Annotated in this window: 13 protein-coding genes; 8 read left to right on the forward strand and 5 right to left on the reverse strand. The window is 61.1% G+C overall.

Annotated elements, in window-relative coordinates; translation table 11 throughout:
• Nucleotides 1–62: 62 nt before the first annotated feature.
• The gene (gene bhcA, locus CHEJ32_RS0119695; protein ID WP_028035328.1) at nt 63–1,259 is read right to left on the reverse strand and encodes an L-aspartate--glyoxylate aminotransferase BhcA; all 1,197 of its coding nucleotides are present in this window, start codon (nt 1,257–1,259) and stop codon (nt 63–65) included.
• Nucleotides 1,260–1,417: 158 nt separating this feature from the next.
• Between bhcA and bhcR the strand changes: the two genes are divergently transcribed.
• From bhcR to CHEJ32_RS0119735, 8 genes are all read left to right on the forward strand, one after another.
• Nucleotides 1,418–2,269: an HTH-type transcriptional regulator BhcR gene (gene bhcR / locus CHEJ32_RS25395; RefSeq protein ID WP_034658813.1), complete on the forward strand. Its 852-nt coding sequence runs from the start codon at nt 1,418–1,420 to the stop codon at nt 2,267–2,269.
• Nucleotides 2,270–2,397: 128 nt separating this feature from the next.
• On the forward strand, nt 2,398–3,696 hold the full coding sequence (locus tag CHEJ32_RS25400; RefSeq protein WP_084032872.1) for an amidohydrolase family protein: 1,299 nt from the start codon (nt 2,398–2,400) through the stop codon (nt 3,694–3,696).
• A 39-nt stretch (nt 3,697–3,735) separates the two neighbouring features.
• Nucleotides 3,736–4,716 carry a BMP family protein gene (locus CHEJ32_RS0119710; RefSeq protein WP_028035329.1) on the forward strand — a complete coding sequence of 327 codons (981 nt, stop codon included), beginning with the start codon at nt 3,736–3,738 and terminating at the stop codon, nt 4,714–4,716.
• 41 nt (nt 4,717–4,757) lie between these two features.
• Nucleotides 4,758–5,741, forward strand: a complete 984-nt coding sequence (locus tag CHEJ32_RS0119715) for a BMP family protein (RefSeq protein ID WP_028035330.1) — start codon at nt 4,758–4,760, stop codon at nt 5,739–5,741.
• 158 nt (nt 5,742–5,899) lie between these two features.
• A complete protein-coding gene (locus CHEJ32_RS25405) occupies nt 5,900–6,901 on the forward strand; it encodes a sugar ABC transporter permease (protein ID WP_034658842.1) in 1,002 nt (333 codons plus the stop codon).
• A gap of 9 nt (nt 6,902–6,910) precedes the next feature.
• Complete coding sequence (locus tag CHEJ32_RS0119725) at nt 6,911–7,843, forward strand: ABC transporter permease (RefSeq protein ID WP_028035331.1); 933 nt, start codon at nt 6,911–6,913, stop codon at nt 7,841–7,843.
• 9 nt (nt 7,844–7,852) lie between these two features.
• On the forward strand, nt 7,853–9,409 hold the full coding sequence (locus CHEJ32_RS25410; protein WP_051469785.1) for an ABC transporter ATP-binding protein: 1,557 nt from the start codon (nt 7,853–7,855) through the stop codon (nt 9,407–9,409).
• A 112-nt stretch (nt 9,410–9,521) separates the two neighbouring features.
• Nucleotides 9,522–10,454 carry a LysR family transcriptional regulator gene (locus CHEJ32_RS0119735; RefSeq protein WP_028035332.1) on the forward strand — a complete coding sequence of 311 codons (933 nt, stop codon included), beginning with the start codon at nt 9,522–9,524 and terminating at the stop codon, nt 10,452–10,454.
• A 53-nt stretch (nt 10,455–10,507) separates the two neighbouring features.
• Here the strand turns inward: CHEJ32_RS0119735 and CHEJ32_RS0119740 are convergent, their stop codons facing one another.
• The 4 genes from CHEJ32_RS0119740 to CHEJ32_RS0119755 are packed head-to-tail and all read right to left on the reverse strand — an operon-like array spanning nt 10,508 to nt 15,174.
• The gene (locus CHEJ32_RS0119740; RefSeq protein WP_028035333.1) at nt 10,508–11,530 is read right to left on the reverse strand and encodes a GTP-binding protein; all 1,023 of its coding nucleotides are present in this window, start codon (nt 11,528–11,530) and stop codon (nt 10,508–10,510) included.
• 1 nt (nt 11,531) lies between these two features.
• On the reverse strand, nt 11,532–13,832 hold the full coding sequence (locus CHEJ32_RS0119745; RefSeq protein WP_028035334.1) for a xanthine dehydrogenase family protein molybdopterin-binding subunit: 2,301 nt from the start codon (nt 13,830–13,832) through the stop codon (nt 11,532–11,534).
• On the reverse strand, nt 13,829–14,314 hold the full coding sequence (locus tag CHEJ32_RS0119750; protein ID WP_028035335.1) for a (2Fe-2S)-binding protein: 486 nt from the start codon (nt 14,312–14,314) through the stop codon (nt 13,829–13,831). Before CHEJ32_RS0119750 ends, CHEJ32_RS0119745 begins: the two co-directional genes overlap by 4 nt.
• On the reverse strand, nt 14,311–15,174 hold the full coding sequence (locus tag CHEJ32_RS0119755; protein WP_028035336.1) for a xanthine dehydrogenase family protein subunit M: 864 nt from the start codon (nt 15,172–15,174) through the stop codon (nt 14,311–14,313). The genes CHEJ32_RS0119750 and CHEJ32_RS0119755 overlap by 4 nt, the downstream gene beginning before the upstream one ends.
• Between the last annotated feature and the right edge of the window lie 28 nt (nt 15,175–15,202).

Consider the following 15,202-nt stretch of genomic DNA (forward strand, 5'->3'; position numbering starts at 1 on the left):
CACGCCTCATTCGTTGATACTGCTCCGGCGACCGACGTCCTCAGCAAGATGTCAGCCAACCGTCATGCGGCTTTTGAGAGGCCAATGTCGGTCGCTGCGGTCTGGCGGTAATAATCCTGAGCTGCTGCGACACCAGTCCCCAGATGGATGGGAAAGCCCAAATCGGCCATGACCATTTCCGCCGTCGCTATGCCGGAAAGCGCCATCACGTCGGTCATGGCGCCGAGATGCCCGATGCGGAAGACCTTCCCCGCCACATCGCCCAGCCCGACTCCAAAGGCGACGTCGTATTTCTGCGCTGCAAGCGTGACGACTTTCGTCCCGTCGAAACCTTCCGGCACGCGGACGGCGCTTACGGTATCCGAGTATAGCGACGATTCCGCAGCGCAGAGTTCGAGGCCCCAGGCCGATACGGCTCGGCGCACGCCCTCGGCGATGCGGCGATGGCGAGCGAAGACTTTCTCCAGCCCTTCTTCCTCCAGCATAGCGATCGCCTCGGCGAGGCCGCGGATCAGGCTGACGGGTGGCGTGTAGGGATATCCGCCCGCAGAATTAGCACTTAGCATCGCGCGAAAATCGAAGAAAGCACGTGGACACCCGGCTTTCTCGGTTGCAGCAAGCGCCTTGGGGCTTACACCGAGGATCGCCAGGCCGGGCGGGAGCATAAAGCCCTTTTGCGATCCGGTGACGGCAATATCCACGCCCCATTCCTCCATACGGAAATCCATGGACGCGATGGAACTCACGCCATCAACCAGGAGTAGGGCGGGGTGGTCGGCCGCGTCGAGAGCGTGGCGCACCGCGGCCACATCCGAGCGAACGCCGGTAGCCGTCTCGTTATGGGTGACCAAAACCGCCTTGATCTTATGCTCGCGGTCGGCAGCCAGAGCTTTTCCGAAAGCATCGACCGGAGCGCCTTCGCCCCACGGACGATCGATCACTTGCACGTCGAGCCCATGCGCAAGGCAAAGGTCGATCCAGCGGCGGGAGAACATGCCGTGACGGGCGGCGAGCACGCGGTCTCCCGGCGACAGTGTATTGGTAATGGCGGCTTCCCAACCGCCGGTACCCGTCGATGGGAAGATCAGGACTTCGCTATGGGGTGCCTTCAATACGCGCTTCACACCCTCACGGGCGGGCTCGAACATCTTGGCGAAAGCTGGCGAACGATGATCAATGGTCGGGAAATCGACTGCCCGGCGCAGCCGCTCCGGTATGTTCGTGGGGCCCGGAATAAAGACGGGATTTTCGATGCGCATCGCAAAAGCCTCCTCATAGCGACCTCAATGTGAGCAACCATAGCTGGGCTGGACATATGCAGCAATTTTTTTGAAAAAATATTTTATTCTACCCGGAAAAATGCCAAGTTGCTGAAGCAAAAAAGATTTATAGTTTTTCAGCTTCAGGGGAGGGCAGGATGGAGACGTCGAGAGCGCGGGGCAGGCCGAGGTCGTTCCACGACAGCGGGCTCGGTACTCGCATTCGAGCGCTCGACCGGGCCATCGACGTGTTGCGGGTGGTGGCAGGCGGCGACGGCATGTCGCTGACGGAGATTTCAGGCGCCGCCGGACAGCCCGCTGCAACGGTCTACCGTATCCTGATCACGCTCGAGGCGCACAAGATCGTCACCTTCGACGAGGGGTCGCAGCTTTGGCAGATCGGTATCGAGGCCTATCGGATCGGCACCGGTTTTCTGCGCCGCACGAAACTCGTTGAGCAGGCGAGACCGGTTCTGCAACGCATCATGCATGAAACCGGTGAAACGGCGAATATGGCCATTATCGATCAAGGCGAGGTGGTGTTCCTGACACAAGTGGAGACGCATGAGCCCATTCGCGCTTTTTTCCGTCCGGGAACGCGCGGGCCGATCCACGCGTCGGGCATAGGTAAGGCGGTGCTGGCCTTCCAGCGTCCGGAGCGAATCGAGGCATTGCTGAATGGGCATCGGTTTGAAACCTTCACCGACACGACCATCACCAACCGGGAGAAGATGCTGGAAGCATTAGCACGTATTCGCGCGCGCGGCTGGGCCGTGGATAATGAGGAGCGCACGAGAGGCATGCGTTGCGTGGCCGCCCCCATCTTCAACGAATATGGTGAGGCGGTCGCGGGGATCTCGCTATCAGGTCCGTCCGTTCGAGTGACGCCAGACAGGGACGAGGCTTTCGGACGAACGATACGTGCTGCGGCCGACGAGATCACCCTCGCCACAGGTGGAACTCCGGAAAAGCGAATAGGCGGCGCAACCGCTGGATTTTCCGCACCATAATCATCGACGCTGCATCGCCGCAATTGTTCAAAAACGACAAACAATTTATATGAATAATAAATTTGCCTGATGAATGGGCCGTCGATAAACTCCAAAAATCCTGAATGAACGGTAGGGTAAATCGGCTGATGCGGGCATCTTGCTGGAACCGTTTTAGAGAGAGCAAGGGTCCGTACGTGCTGCTCGGCGGACGCGTCGTCGAAAGCGGCGGCGCTGCAAGGCGGGCGGATGTCCTGGTTTCCGAACGGGGCCGGATCGAGCGGATCGCCGAAGACATCGAGGCGCCATCCGGAATAGAGCGGATCGACGTTAGCGGCGCGCTGATTTCGCCCGGTTTTGTCGATGCTCACCAGCATCTCGACAAGACAGGCGTGCTTCGCTTCGCTCCCAACCCTTCCGGCACTCTGCAGGGGGCACGGGAAGCGTTCGCGGTCTACGCGCGCAATGCGCCTCCAGAAGACATCACCCGGCGTGCGGCCCGCACCATGTCCCGCTGCCTGCGCAGGGGCACCACGGCCATTCGCAGCCACATCAATATCGACAAGGATGCCGGCTTCAACGGTATCAACGCGCTTGCAGCGTTGCGGCAGGAATGGAGCGATCGGCTGACGTTGCAGCTCGTTGCCTTCATGACGCCGCACCCAAACCAGGATCTCGACTGGCTGGAGGAGAATATCGACGCCGCCGTCGAAAACGCCGATGCGGTCGGCGGCACGCCGGCCGTGGCCGAGGATCCGCTGCGCTATATGGATATCCTCTTCGAGGCGGCCGTCCGACATGGTCGACCGCTCGACTTTCACCTGGATGAGCATCTGGACACCTCGCGCCCGCTTTTCGATGCGGTCTTCGAACGGGTTCGCAAGTATGGCATGCAAGGCCGAACCGTGCTCAGCCATTGCTCCGTCTTGAGCGCATTGCCACGCTCGGACTATGAACGGATACGCGACGAGATGCTGGAGCTGGATCTCGGGGTCGTAACGCTGCCAGCCGCCAATCTCTACCTGCAGGGCCGCGCCCACGATGTGCTGCCCCCGCGTGGGCTTACGCGGGTGGCGGATCTGGTGCGTTCCGGCGTGCCCGTGGCGACCGCTTCGGACAATATCCAGGACCCCTTCGTGCCCACCGGATCCGGAGACATGCTGGAAATCGCGCGCTGGACGCTTTTGGCGGGCCATCTCTATGCGTCCGAATTTCCGGCCGTCTATTCGATGATCACGGACATTCCTGCCCAGCTTATGGGGCTTGAGGGATACGGGCTGAAGGAGGGATCCTGGGCCGATATGGTCGTCACCGATTGTGAGGACGTGGACACGCTTGTGGCGGGCGGGCCTGACCGAGTGCAGGTCCTCGCCAGAGGGAGGCCCGTTTTTGTGGACGAGAACGAAACCGCAGAAGCGGAGGGGAGAATGATCGAAAAGGTGAGCTGAGGCCTTCAAACCAGCGCATGATGAAAAGGGAGGAGCATCATGAAACTCAAGAGACGGGGCTTCCTGGCGGGAGCTGCCGTGCTGGCCGTAGCCATTGGCTTTGGTCCCGCAAAGGCCCAGAGCGAATTCAAAATGGGCCTGCTGGTGCCAGGCAGCGTGGCGGAGGAGGGCTGGAACCGCATCGCCTATGAGGCGCTGAAGCGCGTGGAGAAGGAGCTGGGCGCCAAGATCAGCTATGTGGAGCTGCATGAGAATCCGGCCGCGTTCGAGAATGCGTTTCGCGACTATGCGAGCCAGGGCTATCAGGTCGTCCTGGGCCACGGCTTCCAGTTCCAGGATGCTGCGCTGACGGTCGCGCCGGAATTCCCCGATACGACTTTTCTCATCTCGTCGAGCTATGTGCACGAGGGGAACGTCATCGGTCTCAATACCGACGCCAGCCAGCCTTTTTACCTCATGGGCGTGATCGCAGCAAAGATGGGGAAGGGCGCGGGGCTGGTTGGTGGCATCGAGATCCCCCCGATCAAACAGGCCTTCGAAGGTTTCATGGACGGCGCCAAGAGCGTCGATCCGAACTTCCCTGTCTCTACGGTCTATATCGGCAGCTTCACCGATGCGACGGCCGCCAAGGAAGCCGCGCTGAGCATGATCTCCCAGGGAAGCGATTTCGTCGTGCCCAATGCGAATTCGGCGGGGCTGGGCGTTATCCAGGCGGTGCGGGAAGCGGGGACCGGCATCGGCACCTTCAGCGTCTATAGCGACTACACCGAGGTCGCTCCCAAGAACATAGCCGGCACTTTTGTCGCCGATTACGGGCAGGGCATCGTGCGCATCGTGTCCGGGATCAGAGATGGCGCGGTGCCGGAGACCAATGTCGATTTCGGCCTCAAGGACGAGGACGTGATCAAGTTCACCTACAATGACGGGGCGGACAAACCGGTCCCGGAAGACATACGCAAATATGTCGAGCAGGTAAGGGCGAAGATCGTCGCCGGGGAGATACAGACCAGAGCGAAGTGATCCACGCCTTTTTCAGGGGAACAAATAAAGGGAGGAATAGCATGAATCTTACACGGAGAGCATGCCTGGCAGGAGCGGCAGGGCTGCTTCTCGCCGGCATTTCTGCCTCGGCAATGGCTCAGGACGGGGAGTTCAAGATGGGCCTCCTCGTGCCGGGCAGCGTCAGCGAGGAAGGCTGGAACCGCATCGGCTACAATGCGCTGAAAGGTGTGGAGGAGCAACTCGGCGCCAAAGTGAGCTATGTCGAATTGCAGCAGAACCCGGCTTCCTTCGAGAAGGCATTTCGCGATTATGCGAGCCAGGGCTTCAATGTGATCCTAGGCCATGGCTTCGAGTTTCAGGATGCCGCCCTTACGGTCGCGCCGGAATTTCCCGACACCACATTCCTCATTTCCTCGAGCTATATCCACGAGGACAATGTCATCGGGCTCAATACGGATACCAGCCAGCCCTTCTACCTCATGGGCTATATCGCCGCGAAAATGGGTAAGAAGGCGGGTCTCGTCGGCGGCATGGAGATCCCCCCGATCCAGCAGGCCTTCGAAGGGTTCGTGAATGGAGCCAAGGGCGCCAACCCGGCTTTCGAGGTCAATCAGGTTTATATAGGTAACTTCACCGACATTTCGGCAGCCAAGGAGGCAGCGCTCGGCATGATCGCGCAGGGTGCTGATTTCGTCGTGCCCAATGCGTCCGGTGCGACAGTGGGCGGATATCAGGCGATTGCCGAGTCAGGTCCCGACGTCAAGACCTTCAGCATTTTCAGCGACTTCACCGAGGTAGCGCCCAAGAACATACTGGGGCTATATGTCGCCGACTATGCCCAGGGCGTCGTGCGCATCGTCAAGGGGATCATGGAAGGCCAGCGGCCGGAATCCAATGTAGACTTCGGTCTGGCGGATGCGGACGTGATGAAATTCACCCTGAGTGACGAAGCCGCACATCCCGTTCCTGAAGAGCTGCGTAAGGAGATCGAGGACGTCAAAGCGAAGATCGCGGCCGGCGAGATCGTGACACGGCAAAAATGATCCTCGCCAGAGCATTCAAGGCCGCCGGCACGGGCGGCCCCATCCAACTGCGATAGACGTTCATGGCCAACATCGATAGCGAACGCTCGCCGAGCGCGGGTTCGGATATTTTGAACGGTCTCGGCCGCGCGTTCACCAAGACGTGGCAGGCCGTTGCCATGCCTGCCGCCGCCGTGCTGGTCTCAATGGGGTGCGGTGCGCTGCTCCTCGCTCTGAATGGCTTCAACGGCTGGGACATCTTCACGGTTATGCTCAGTGGCGTGTTCCAGGATACCCGCTCCATTGCCGAAGTGCTGCTGAAGGCCACGCCGCTGATCCTGATCGGTGTCGGCCTCTGCGTCGCTTTCCGCTGCAGCATCTGGAACATCGGTGCCGAGGGACAGCTTTATGCCGGTGCCGTGGCGACAACCGCCGTCGGCATCGCTTTCCCAGGGCTGACATCCTGGATCTACGTACCGCTGGTGATCCTTGCGGGTGCCTTGGCCGGTGCGGCCTGGGCAGCGATCGCCGGTCTGCTCAAGATCTATTTCCGGGCCAGCGAGATCGTCACGACGATCATGCTCAACTATATCGCCATCATAGCCACAAGCTGGTTGGTCACCGGGCCGCTAAAGGACGCGGCCGCCGCCTATCCGCAGTCGGCCCGGCTGCTTCGAGAGGCGTGGATGCCGAAGATCCTGCCGCCCACAAGGCTTCATATCGGCATACTCATCGCCATCGCTTTGGCGATCGCTGCTTACATTTTCCTCTTTCGTAGCAGCGCCGGTTACGCTGTGCGCGTTGTCGGGATCAGCCCGCATGCGGCGCGATACGCCGGCATGAGCGTCTCGCGCAACATCCTGCTGGCGATTTCCATCAGCGGCGCCATGGCCGGGCTGGCCGGCGCGTTCGAGATCGCCGGCGTCACGTTCCGTCTCTATCAGAACATCTCCCCGGGCTATGGTTTCGAAGGCATCGCCGTGGCGCTGCTTGCCAACAACAATCCGGTCGGCGCGATCTTCTCCGGCACACTTTTCGCGGTGCTCCGCTCGGGCTCCGAAATCATGCAGATCAACGCGCAGGTGCCGCAGGTCCTGGTCTCGGTGATCCAAGGCATCGTCATTCTCTCGGTGGTCGGCTTCGGCGTCTACCGGTTCCGCTCCGCGCGGCCCTCGGAATAGGAGAGGTCCATGGACGACATCGTCACACTCGGCTTTATCGCCACTACGCTCGGTGCCACCTGGCGGCTTGCTGCTCCCTTGGTCTATGCCTCGATCGGAGAAGTGTTTTCGGAGCGCGCCGGTGTTCTCAATATCGGCATCGAAGGCGTGATGCTGGTGGGTGCGTTTGCCGGTTTTGCCACCGTATTCTGGACCGGCAGCCTTGCGCTGGGCCTGCTCATGGCGGTCGCCGGCGGCGCGCTCATGGGTTTGCTCTTCGGCCTGTTCACAATCACCATCAAAGCCGACCAGATCGTGGTTGGCGCGGCGATGAACCTGCTGGGCCTGGGACTCACAGCCTTTCTCTACCGCACATATTTCGTCTCGACCGGCCGCGGCGTGGAAATCGCACCGTCGCTGAACCTGCCGGGCTTGAGCGATCTGCCATTCGTCGGCGAGGCGTTCTTCCGGCACAACATCCTCGTCTATGGCACCCTTCTGGTGGTGATCGCGGCCGTATTCATCCTCCACCGCACATCCTTCGGCCTTACCCTTCGAGCGGTGGGCGAGCATCCCAAGGCCGTCGACATCGCCGGAAGGAGCGTCGCGCTTTATCGTTATGGGGCCGTGCTCATCGGGTGTTCGCTCGCGGGTCTCGGAGGTGCCTATCTGACGCTCGGCCACTCCAACCAGTTCGTGGAGGGGATTGCGTCCGGGCGCGGTTTCATCGCGCTCGCGGTCGTCGTCTTCGCCCGCTGGTCTCCGATAGGGGCGTTTTTCGTTTCGCTGCTCTTCGGCCTCTTCTATGCGCTTCAACTCCAGCTCCAGGCTCAGCCGGCGCTGCACATCCCCTATCAGGCGCTTCAGGCGCTCCCCTATGTGATGACCATCGCGGCGCTCATCCTGGTCCGCAACCGTGTGGATACACCGAGCATGCTTGGCGTGCCTTATCGCAAGGGTTGAGGGCGGATCATGGGTGCGACACCTTTCCTGCGCATGGAAAACATTCACAAGCGTTTCGGCCCGGTGATCGCCAGCGCCGGCGTGAATCTCGAAGTAGAAGAGAAGGAGATCCATGCCCTTCTCGGCGAGAATGGCGCCGGCAAGAGCGTTCTGATGAACATTCTCTGCGGCGTGCTCTCGCCGACTGAAGGTCAGATCGTTTTCAAGGGCAGCCCGCTGAGGCTGGGCTCGCCCAGGGAAGCGATCCGCCACCGCATCGGCATGGTGCATCAGCATTTCATGGTGGTCCCGAACCTCACGGTTGCGGAGAATTATGTACTCGGCCACGGTTCGCCGCTGCGCGTCATTCGTGACATGAAGCAGGTGAGTACCCGTATCCGCGAACTGAGCCACCGCTACGGGCTAGACGTGCGGCCGGATGCCCGTATCCACGACCTTTCCGTCGGGGAGCAGCAACGTGTGGAAATCCTCAAGGTGCTTTATCACGGGGTTGACCTGCTGATCCTCGATGAGCCGACAGCGGTGCTGACCCCTCAGGAGGCGGACCGGCTTCTGGCACTCCTGCGCGACCTGGTGGCAGACGGCAAGACGGTCATCTTCATCTCGCACAAGCTGGACGAGGTGATGCGCGTGAGCGACCGCGTCAGCGTGATGCGGGACGGCAAGGTCGTTTTCACGACCAGAACTGCCGAAACCAATCCGCGCGAGCTTGCACGGATGATGGTGGGTCGTGACGTCCTGATGGACCTGCCGCGCGCGCAGACAAGCCCGGGCCGGGTGGTGCTCGCCGTTGAAAATCTTTCCTGCAACAACGAGCTCGGCCTGCCTGCCGTGCGCGGCGTGTCCTTCGAAGTGCGCCAGGGCGAAATCGTCGGCGTAGCCGGCGTTTCAGGCAATGGGCAGAGCGAACTTGCTCTCGCCCTGGTGGGCTTGCTGCCGGCGGCCTCCGGCAGTATCCGCCTCAATGGCGAGGAGATTTGCGGCCTGACATCGAGCGAGATCAATCACCGGCCGCTTTCGCACATCCCGGAAGACCGGCACAAAATGGGCATCGTGCTGCCGCTGCCGCTCACCGAAAACGTAATCCTGCAGCGCTATGACCAGGCGCCGTTTTCCTCGCGCGGCATGCTGCGTTTCGGCGAAATCACGGAGCACACGCGCGATTTGATCCGGCGCTTCAAAGTCAAGGCTTCCCACCCGGGTGAAGCGATCCAGAACCTGTCCGGCGGCAACCAGCAGAAACTGGTCGTCGCGCGCGAACTCGCCCGCAACCCGGATTTCCTGCTCATCAATCAGCTCACGCGCGGCATCGACATTGGCGCAACGGAACTGGTGATGCAGGAGGTGCTGAAGCAGAAGGAGAAGGGCAAGGCGATCCTCCTCATCTCTACGGAGCTGGAGGAACTATTCGCAATATGCGACCGCATCCTTGTCATGTTCGAGGGCCAGTTCCTTGGCGAGGTTCCGCCCGACCGAGCCCGGTTGGAGGAGATCGGCCTTCTAATGGCAGGCAATAGAGAAGAAGCCCAGCGATTGCATAACCGCGCAGGTGCGATAGAGGCGTGATGCCACCGCTCATTCAATAATTTGAAACAATCCGAGCTTTTCTGCCGGATTGAAAAAGAATTCGAATGCAGCCTATCCTGTAAGGGATACTCCGTTGAGAGGCAGCTAGCGGTTGAACGTAACGCTCCGGCAACTCCAGGCATTCGTGGCGGTCGCTGAACTCGGCCGCTTCAACCTTGCCGCCGGACAGCTCAACCTGACGCAATCCTCCGTCAGCATTCTGATCAGGGAACTTGAAGCGGCGCTCAAGCACAGATTGTTCGACCGCCACACCCGCATGGTCGGTTTGACGAGCGCGGGTCGGGAATTCCTGCCTCAGGCCAGGAAAATTCTCGAGGATCTGGAAATCGCTGTGGCGAGCGTGCAGGACCTTGCCTTTCTGCGGCGCGGCCGGGTGACTGTGGCTTCGGCCATCGTCCTCGCAGCCACGCTACTGCCGCCGGTTATTGCGCAATTTGTCCGGAGATATCCGGACATCTCCGTCGAGATCCGGGACATGCCCGAGGAGGAGATACGGCCGGCCTTGAAGCGCAACGAGGTCGATCTCGGAGTCGGTACGGTCTCGGGCAATGACCCGGAAATCGAGACGACGTTGATGATGCGAGACAGGTTGATGCTGATCTGTCCGGCGGCTCATCCCTTGGCCGAACAGACGCAGGTACGCTGGTCGGAGCTCGCGGACGAGATCGTGATAGGGCTTGCCAAGGAAAATCCCTTGCGCGACATCGTGGACCGCACATTCATATCCATGGGCGCCGAGATCAGGACGAAATACGAGGTGCGTTTTTCAACGACGGCGATCGCCATGGTTGCCGAGGGACTGGGCGTTGCGGTGCTGCCGGAGAATTCACGCCAACTCGCAACCAATGTGGACGTCGCGGCGGTGGAATTGATCGAGCCGGCAATCAGTCGTGAAATTTCCCTTCTGCAACGCCGCCAGCGGATGCTCTCCCCGGCGGCGGCGCAGATGAGGGATTTCCTGATCGAAACCGCCAATCCATTGGCGATGAACGGGAGAACCCGCCGCCGTAGCACTCGGGTTTGACGCGAGATCGCCTTGGACATGGCAATGCAGCCGCTGCCATGTCCGCCGCTGGCTTACGCCAGACAGGCGACGAGCCCTCGCTTCAGTTCCGCCCGATCGAGGTTTCGCCCGATGAAGACCATCTTGGTATAGGGACGGTCTTTTCCCCAGGGATGATCGGGCCGCAGGTCCAGCAGTCTGTGAACCGCCTGCAGAACGTGGAAGCGCGGATCGTCTTCGACGGCGATAATGCCCTTCAGCCGGAAGATATCGTCGCCTCGCGCGTCGAGCAGTCCGGTGAGATGCCGCCGAAGCTTATCTTCATCGAAAGCCTGCTGGAATATGAAGGATTCGGAGGTCACGGTGGCATCATGGACATGATGGTGGTGATGATGATGATCGTGTCCGTCGAGATCGAGCAGCTTCGCGCGCTCGGAAACATAGGAGGGTGTGAACCCGCTGATGCCCAGAATGCTTTCCAGCTCTACCTTCGCGTAGCTGGACCGTAGAAGCCCCGCGGTCTCATTGAGCTTCCTGATGTCCTTCTCCAGCGCAACAAGGTCGGGATCTTCCACCAGGTCGATCTTGTTGATCACGATCCGGTCGGCAGCCACGATCTGGTCGACGGCCTGATTGTCGCGTCCATCGAGCAGCGGATCGTTGACGTGTTGCTGGATGTGCTTCGCATCCACCAAGGTGACTATGGCATCGAGCTTCACATGTTTGCCGACGTGTTCATCGACGAAGAAAGCGGTGGCAACGGGGGTAGGATCGGCTAGCCCGCTGGTTTCGACCAGGATGTGGTCGAAACGATCCTTTCGCGCGAGCAGCTTTTTCACAACGTCGATCAGATCATTTCTCACATCGACGAAGCAACAGATGCAGCCGTTCTGCATCTGGAAAATCTCCTCTTCCGACGACAGCACCAGGTCGGAATCGACATCCACCTCGCCGAACTCGTTTTCGATGACGGCAATGCGGTGGCCGTGCCGCTCTGTGAGGATGTGGTTGAGGAGCGTCGTCTTCCCCGACCCGAGGAATCCGGTCAGGATCGTGACCGGGATCTTGTCCGGTTCGACTTGATGAACGAGCGTCATGTCAGGCTACCTCCTGCTTCTTGGTTCTCAAAGCTGCAAGCACATGTTCCGGCGTGATCGGATAACGACGGAAGCGCACTCCGATGGCGTCGTAGACCGCATTGGCAATGGCCGGGCCGATGGCGATGATCGGATCTTCGCCGACCCCCTTTGCCCCATAGGGGCCTCCGGGATCGGGGGCGGTCTCCAGGATGATCGTGCGGATGGGCGGCATATCCATTGAGAGCGGCATCTTGTAGTCGACAAAACCGGCGTTGAGGGAGCGCCCGGTCTGATGATCGATCACATAGTCCTCGCTCAGCGTGTGTCCGATCCCCTGTTGTATGCCCCCTTCGATCTGGCCTTGCGCGGCGATCGGGTGGATCACTTTGCCGATTTCGTGCACCGGGATGACCTGGAGCACACGAATCTCACCCGTCTCCGTATCGACTTCGACTTCCACGAAATGGGCCGCGAAGGAGTAGGATTTCGTGGGGGTATAGGTGCCGACGCCGACGAGTTGGATCGCAGGCATTCCCCTCTGTGGCGCGACCGCCTCGGCAAGGGTCATGGAACGGTTAGAGCCCTCCACGACGATAACCCCATCGCGGATGGTAAGTTCTTCCGGGGTTGCGCCGAGTTGCGGCGCGGCATGCGCCAGCACCTGCCGCCGCACGTCGGCGGCAGCGATCTGTGCCGCCCTGCCGCCCATATAGGTCGTATGGCTGGCAAAGGCGCCGATGTCCCAGGGCACCACATCCGTGTCACCCTGCACCACTGAGATCGTCTCGAACGGAACGCCCAATTCCTCCGCGACGATCTGCGACAAGGCGGTGTGCGCCCCGGTGCCGAGACCGGCGGTGCCGGTGAGCAGTGTCACCGTGCCGTCCTCGTTCATCTTCACGATCGCGTTGCCCTGCTCCTTGATGCCGGGATAGGCGCTGGACCCGTGCATTTCGCAGCCGATCCCCCAGCCTCGTCGCTTGACGCCCGTGTCGCGGCCGTGACGCCGCACCGCGGGCCAGCCGGTCTCTTCCATGCCGCGGCGGATGCAGTCCTCAAGCCCATGCCCCACGATCGGATGATTGGAAGGGGCGATGTCTCCCTCCCTGACGGCGTTTTTGAGCTTGAACTCCGCCGGGTCGAAGCCCAGCTTTTCAGCCGCTTCGTCCATCTGCAGGTCGAGAGCGTAATAGGTCTGCACCACCCCATAGCCGCGGAAAGCTCCTGCTATTGGCGCGTTGGTGTAGATGCAGCGCCCTTCCAGCCGCACATTCTCGCAGCGATAGAGCGAGGTGAGTGCGGCCGTGCCGACATTGGTGACGCCGGGCCCGTGCGAGCCGTAGGCGCCCGAATTGAAGAGCACCTTCGCCTCCCGCGCGGTGATCGTGCCGTCCTTGCGGAAACCCTGCTTGAGCCAGATGCGACCGGGATGGCGCGTGCGGCCGCCCAGGAATGTCTCCTTGCGGGTGAACTCCATGCGTACTGGCCGGTTCGTCTCCCGCGCAAGCAATGCGCAGAGGAATTCGTGCTGAAACAGATCCTGCTTGGCTCCAAAGCCGCCGCCCATATGATCCACGAGCACGCGCACCTTGTTGAGCGGAATCCCCAGCACCTCTGCCAACGCGCCGCGCACCATGAAGGCGGTCTGCGTTGAACTCCAGAAGGTAAGCTTTCCGTTGCCGTCCCACTGCGCGACGCAGATATTGGGCTCCATATAGGCGGGTGTCGGCCGCCCGAGTTCGTATTCGCCTTCGATGACGAAATCCGCATCCGCGAAACCCTTCTCCACATCGCCGCGCTCGACGATCACGGGGGGGAGCACCTGGTTCTGTGGCAGGCCATTGTCGTGGATGACAGGCGCGCCATCGCGCATCGCATCTTCAATAGTAAAGACGGCAGGCAGCGGCTCGTATTCCACCTCGATCAGGTCGAGCGCTTCTTCGGCGATCTCCTCTGAAATTGCAGCGACGGCAGCGACGCCTTCGCCCCAGTATCGCACACGGTTGTCGAGAATATATTGGTCGCGCGTGACGGAGGCGGAGCGCGGATGCGGTGAGCCGTAGTGCAACACGCGCGGCACGTTCTCGTGGGTTAGCACAGCCTTCACGCCCTTGAGCGCAAGCGCCTTGCTCACATCGATCCTCTTGATGATCGCATGCGCAACAGTGCTGCGCTTGGTCTTGCCGTGCAGCATGCCGGGAAGCGCCACATCGCCGGCATAACAGGCCGTCCCTGTCACTTTTTCCAGCGTGTCGGAGCGTTTCACGCTTCGCCCGACGACGGCAAACTTGCTCTCGAAGGTCTTGTCGTGGATGGTCATGCGCTCTTCGCCCTCTGCAGATCCGCGGCTGTAGCGAGGATTGCTTCGATGATCTTGGTGTAACCAGTGCAGCGGCAGATATTGCCGGCAATTCCGAAGCGGACCTCGTCCTCGGTGGGGTTCGGGTTCTCGTCCAGCAATGCCTTGGCCATCATGATGATGCCCGGCGTGCAGAAGCCACATTGCGCGCTGCCATACCGCATGAAGGCTTCCTGCAGCGGGTGAGGCTTGTCGGGCGCCAGCTGAAGGCCCTCGATGGTTTCGATCATCGCGCCTGCCGCTTCCACCGCGAGAACAAGGCAAGAATTGACCGGCTTACCGTTCATGATGATGGTGCAGGCGCCGCAATCACCTACATCGCAGCCTTTTTTTGTTCCGGTAAGCCCGCCTTCGTTGCGCAGCGTGTCGAGCAGGCTGCGATAAGGTTCCAGCGCCAGTTCACGCTCTTCCCCATTGATGGTCATGGAAACGATCTGACTCATTGAATGGCCTCCATAGCCAGGGTGATGGCCCGGCGGGTGAGCACGCCCACCATCTCGCGTCGGTACTCCGCGCTGGCGCGCACATTGGAAATGGGGGTGGATTCCGTCATCGCGGCTTCCGCCACGGCGGCCACGCGTTCGGGGGTGAATGCCTCGCCCCGCAACAGCGCCTCAGCCTCGCGGGCGCGGATGGGGGTAGGGGCCACCGCCCCGAGTGCGATGCGGATCTCGCGGCAGTGCCCGGCCTCTCGCTCCAGAGTGACTGCGACCCCGACCGTTGCAAGCTCCATCGCCTTGCGCCGCCCGTGCTTGATATAGGCGCGGCCACTATGCGCGCCCGGTGGAGGAACGCTGATGCCGGTGACGATCTCGCCGGGGCGGAGGACTGTGCGGCCCGGCCCCGTGAAGAACTCTTCGAGTGCAATGCTCCGTTCGCCATTGCCATTGAAGACCGAAAGGCGCGCTCCGTCTGCGATGAGCGGCGGCAGGGTGTCGGCCGAAGGAGAGGCGCGGCAGATATTGCCCACCACCGTCGCGCGGTTGCGTACCTGAATGGAGCCGAGCTGGCCGACGGCACTTACGAGATTTGGAAAAAGGCGCGCCACCTGTGGTGAGGTTTCAACCTCGCGTGCGGTAATCAGCGCGCCGACGCGCAAGCCCTGAGCGTCGTCACAGGCAAAGTCGCGCAAGCCGGGAATGCGCTTGATATTGACCACATGCGTCACCGGCCTCAGATGCTCCCTGATCTCCACGAGCAGATCAGTGCCGCCGGCGAGAACCTGCGCCGTGGCTCCAAGCTCGGCAAGCAGGCGCGACGCCTCTTCCAGGCTCGCCGGTTCATGATATTCGAAACGCTTCATTCGCTTCCGTTCCTCCCCAGGTGCGGAC

This window comes from Chelativorans sp. J32, from assembly GCF_000518985.1.
Taxonomy (GTDB): domain Bacteria; phylum Pseudomonadota; class Alphaproteobacteria; order Rhizobiales; family Rhizobiaceae; genus Chelativorans.

What these genes read in the sequence shown, in the direction of transcription:
- bhcA (WP_028035328.1), bottom strand. Translation starts at nt 1,259, where the DNA reads ATGCGCATCGAAAATCCCGTCTTTATTCCGGGCCCCACGAACATACCG.
- bhcR (WP_034658813.1), top strand. Translation starts at nt 1,418, where the DNA reads ATGGAGACGTCGAGAGCGCGGGGCAGGCCGAGGTCGTTCCACGACAGC.
- CHEJ32_RS25400 (WP_084032872.1), top strand. Translation starts at nt 2,398, where the DNA reads ATGCGGGCATCTTGCTGGAACCGTTTTAGAGAGAGCAAGGGTCCGTAC.
- CHEJ32_RS0119710 (WP_028035329.1), top strand. Translation starts at nt 3,736, where the DNA reads ATGAAACTCAAGAGACGGGGCTTCCTGGCGGGAGCTGCCGTGCTGGCC.
- CHEJ32_RS0119715 (WP_028035330.1), top strand. Translation starts at nt 4,758, where the DNA reads ATGAATCTTACACGGAGAGCATGCCTGGCAGGAGCGGCAGGGCTGCTT.
- CHEJ32_RS25405 (WP_034658842.1), top strand. Translation starts at nt 5,900, where the DNA reads ATGCCTGCCGCCGCCGTGCTGGTCTCAATGGGGTGCGGTGCGCTGCTC.
- CHEJ32_RS0119725 (WP_028035331.1), top strand. Translation starts at nt 6,911, where the DNA reads ATGGACGACATCGTCACACTCGGCTTTATCGCCACTACGCTCGGTGCC.
- CHEJ32_RS25410 (WP_051469785.1), top strand. Translation starts at nt 7,853, where the DNA reads ATGGGTGCGACACCTTTCCTGCGCATGGAAAACATTCACAAGCGTTTC.
- CHEJ32_RS0119740 (WP_028035333.1), bottom strand. Translation starts at nt 11,530, where the DNA reads ATGACGCTCGTTCATCAAGTCGAACCGGACAAGATCCCGGTCACGATC.
- CHEJ32_RS0119745 (WP_028035334.1), bottom strand. Translation starts at nt 13,832, where the DNA reads ATGACCATCCACGACAAGACCTTCGAGAGCAAGTTTGCCGTCGTCGGG.
- CHEJ32_RS0119750 (WP_028035335.1), bottom strand. Translation starts at nt 14,314, where the DNA reads ATGAGTCAGATCGTTTCCATGACCATCAATGGGGAAGAGCGTGAACTG.
- CHEJ32_RS0119755 (WP_028035336.1), bottom strand. Translation starts at nt 15,174, where the DNA reads ATGAAGCGTTTCGAATATCATGAACCGGCGAGCCTGGAAGAGGCGTCG.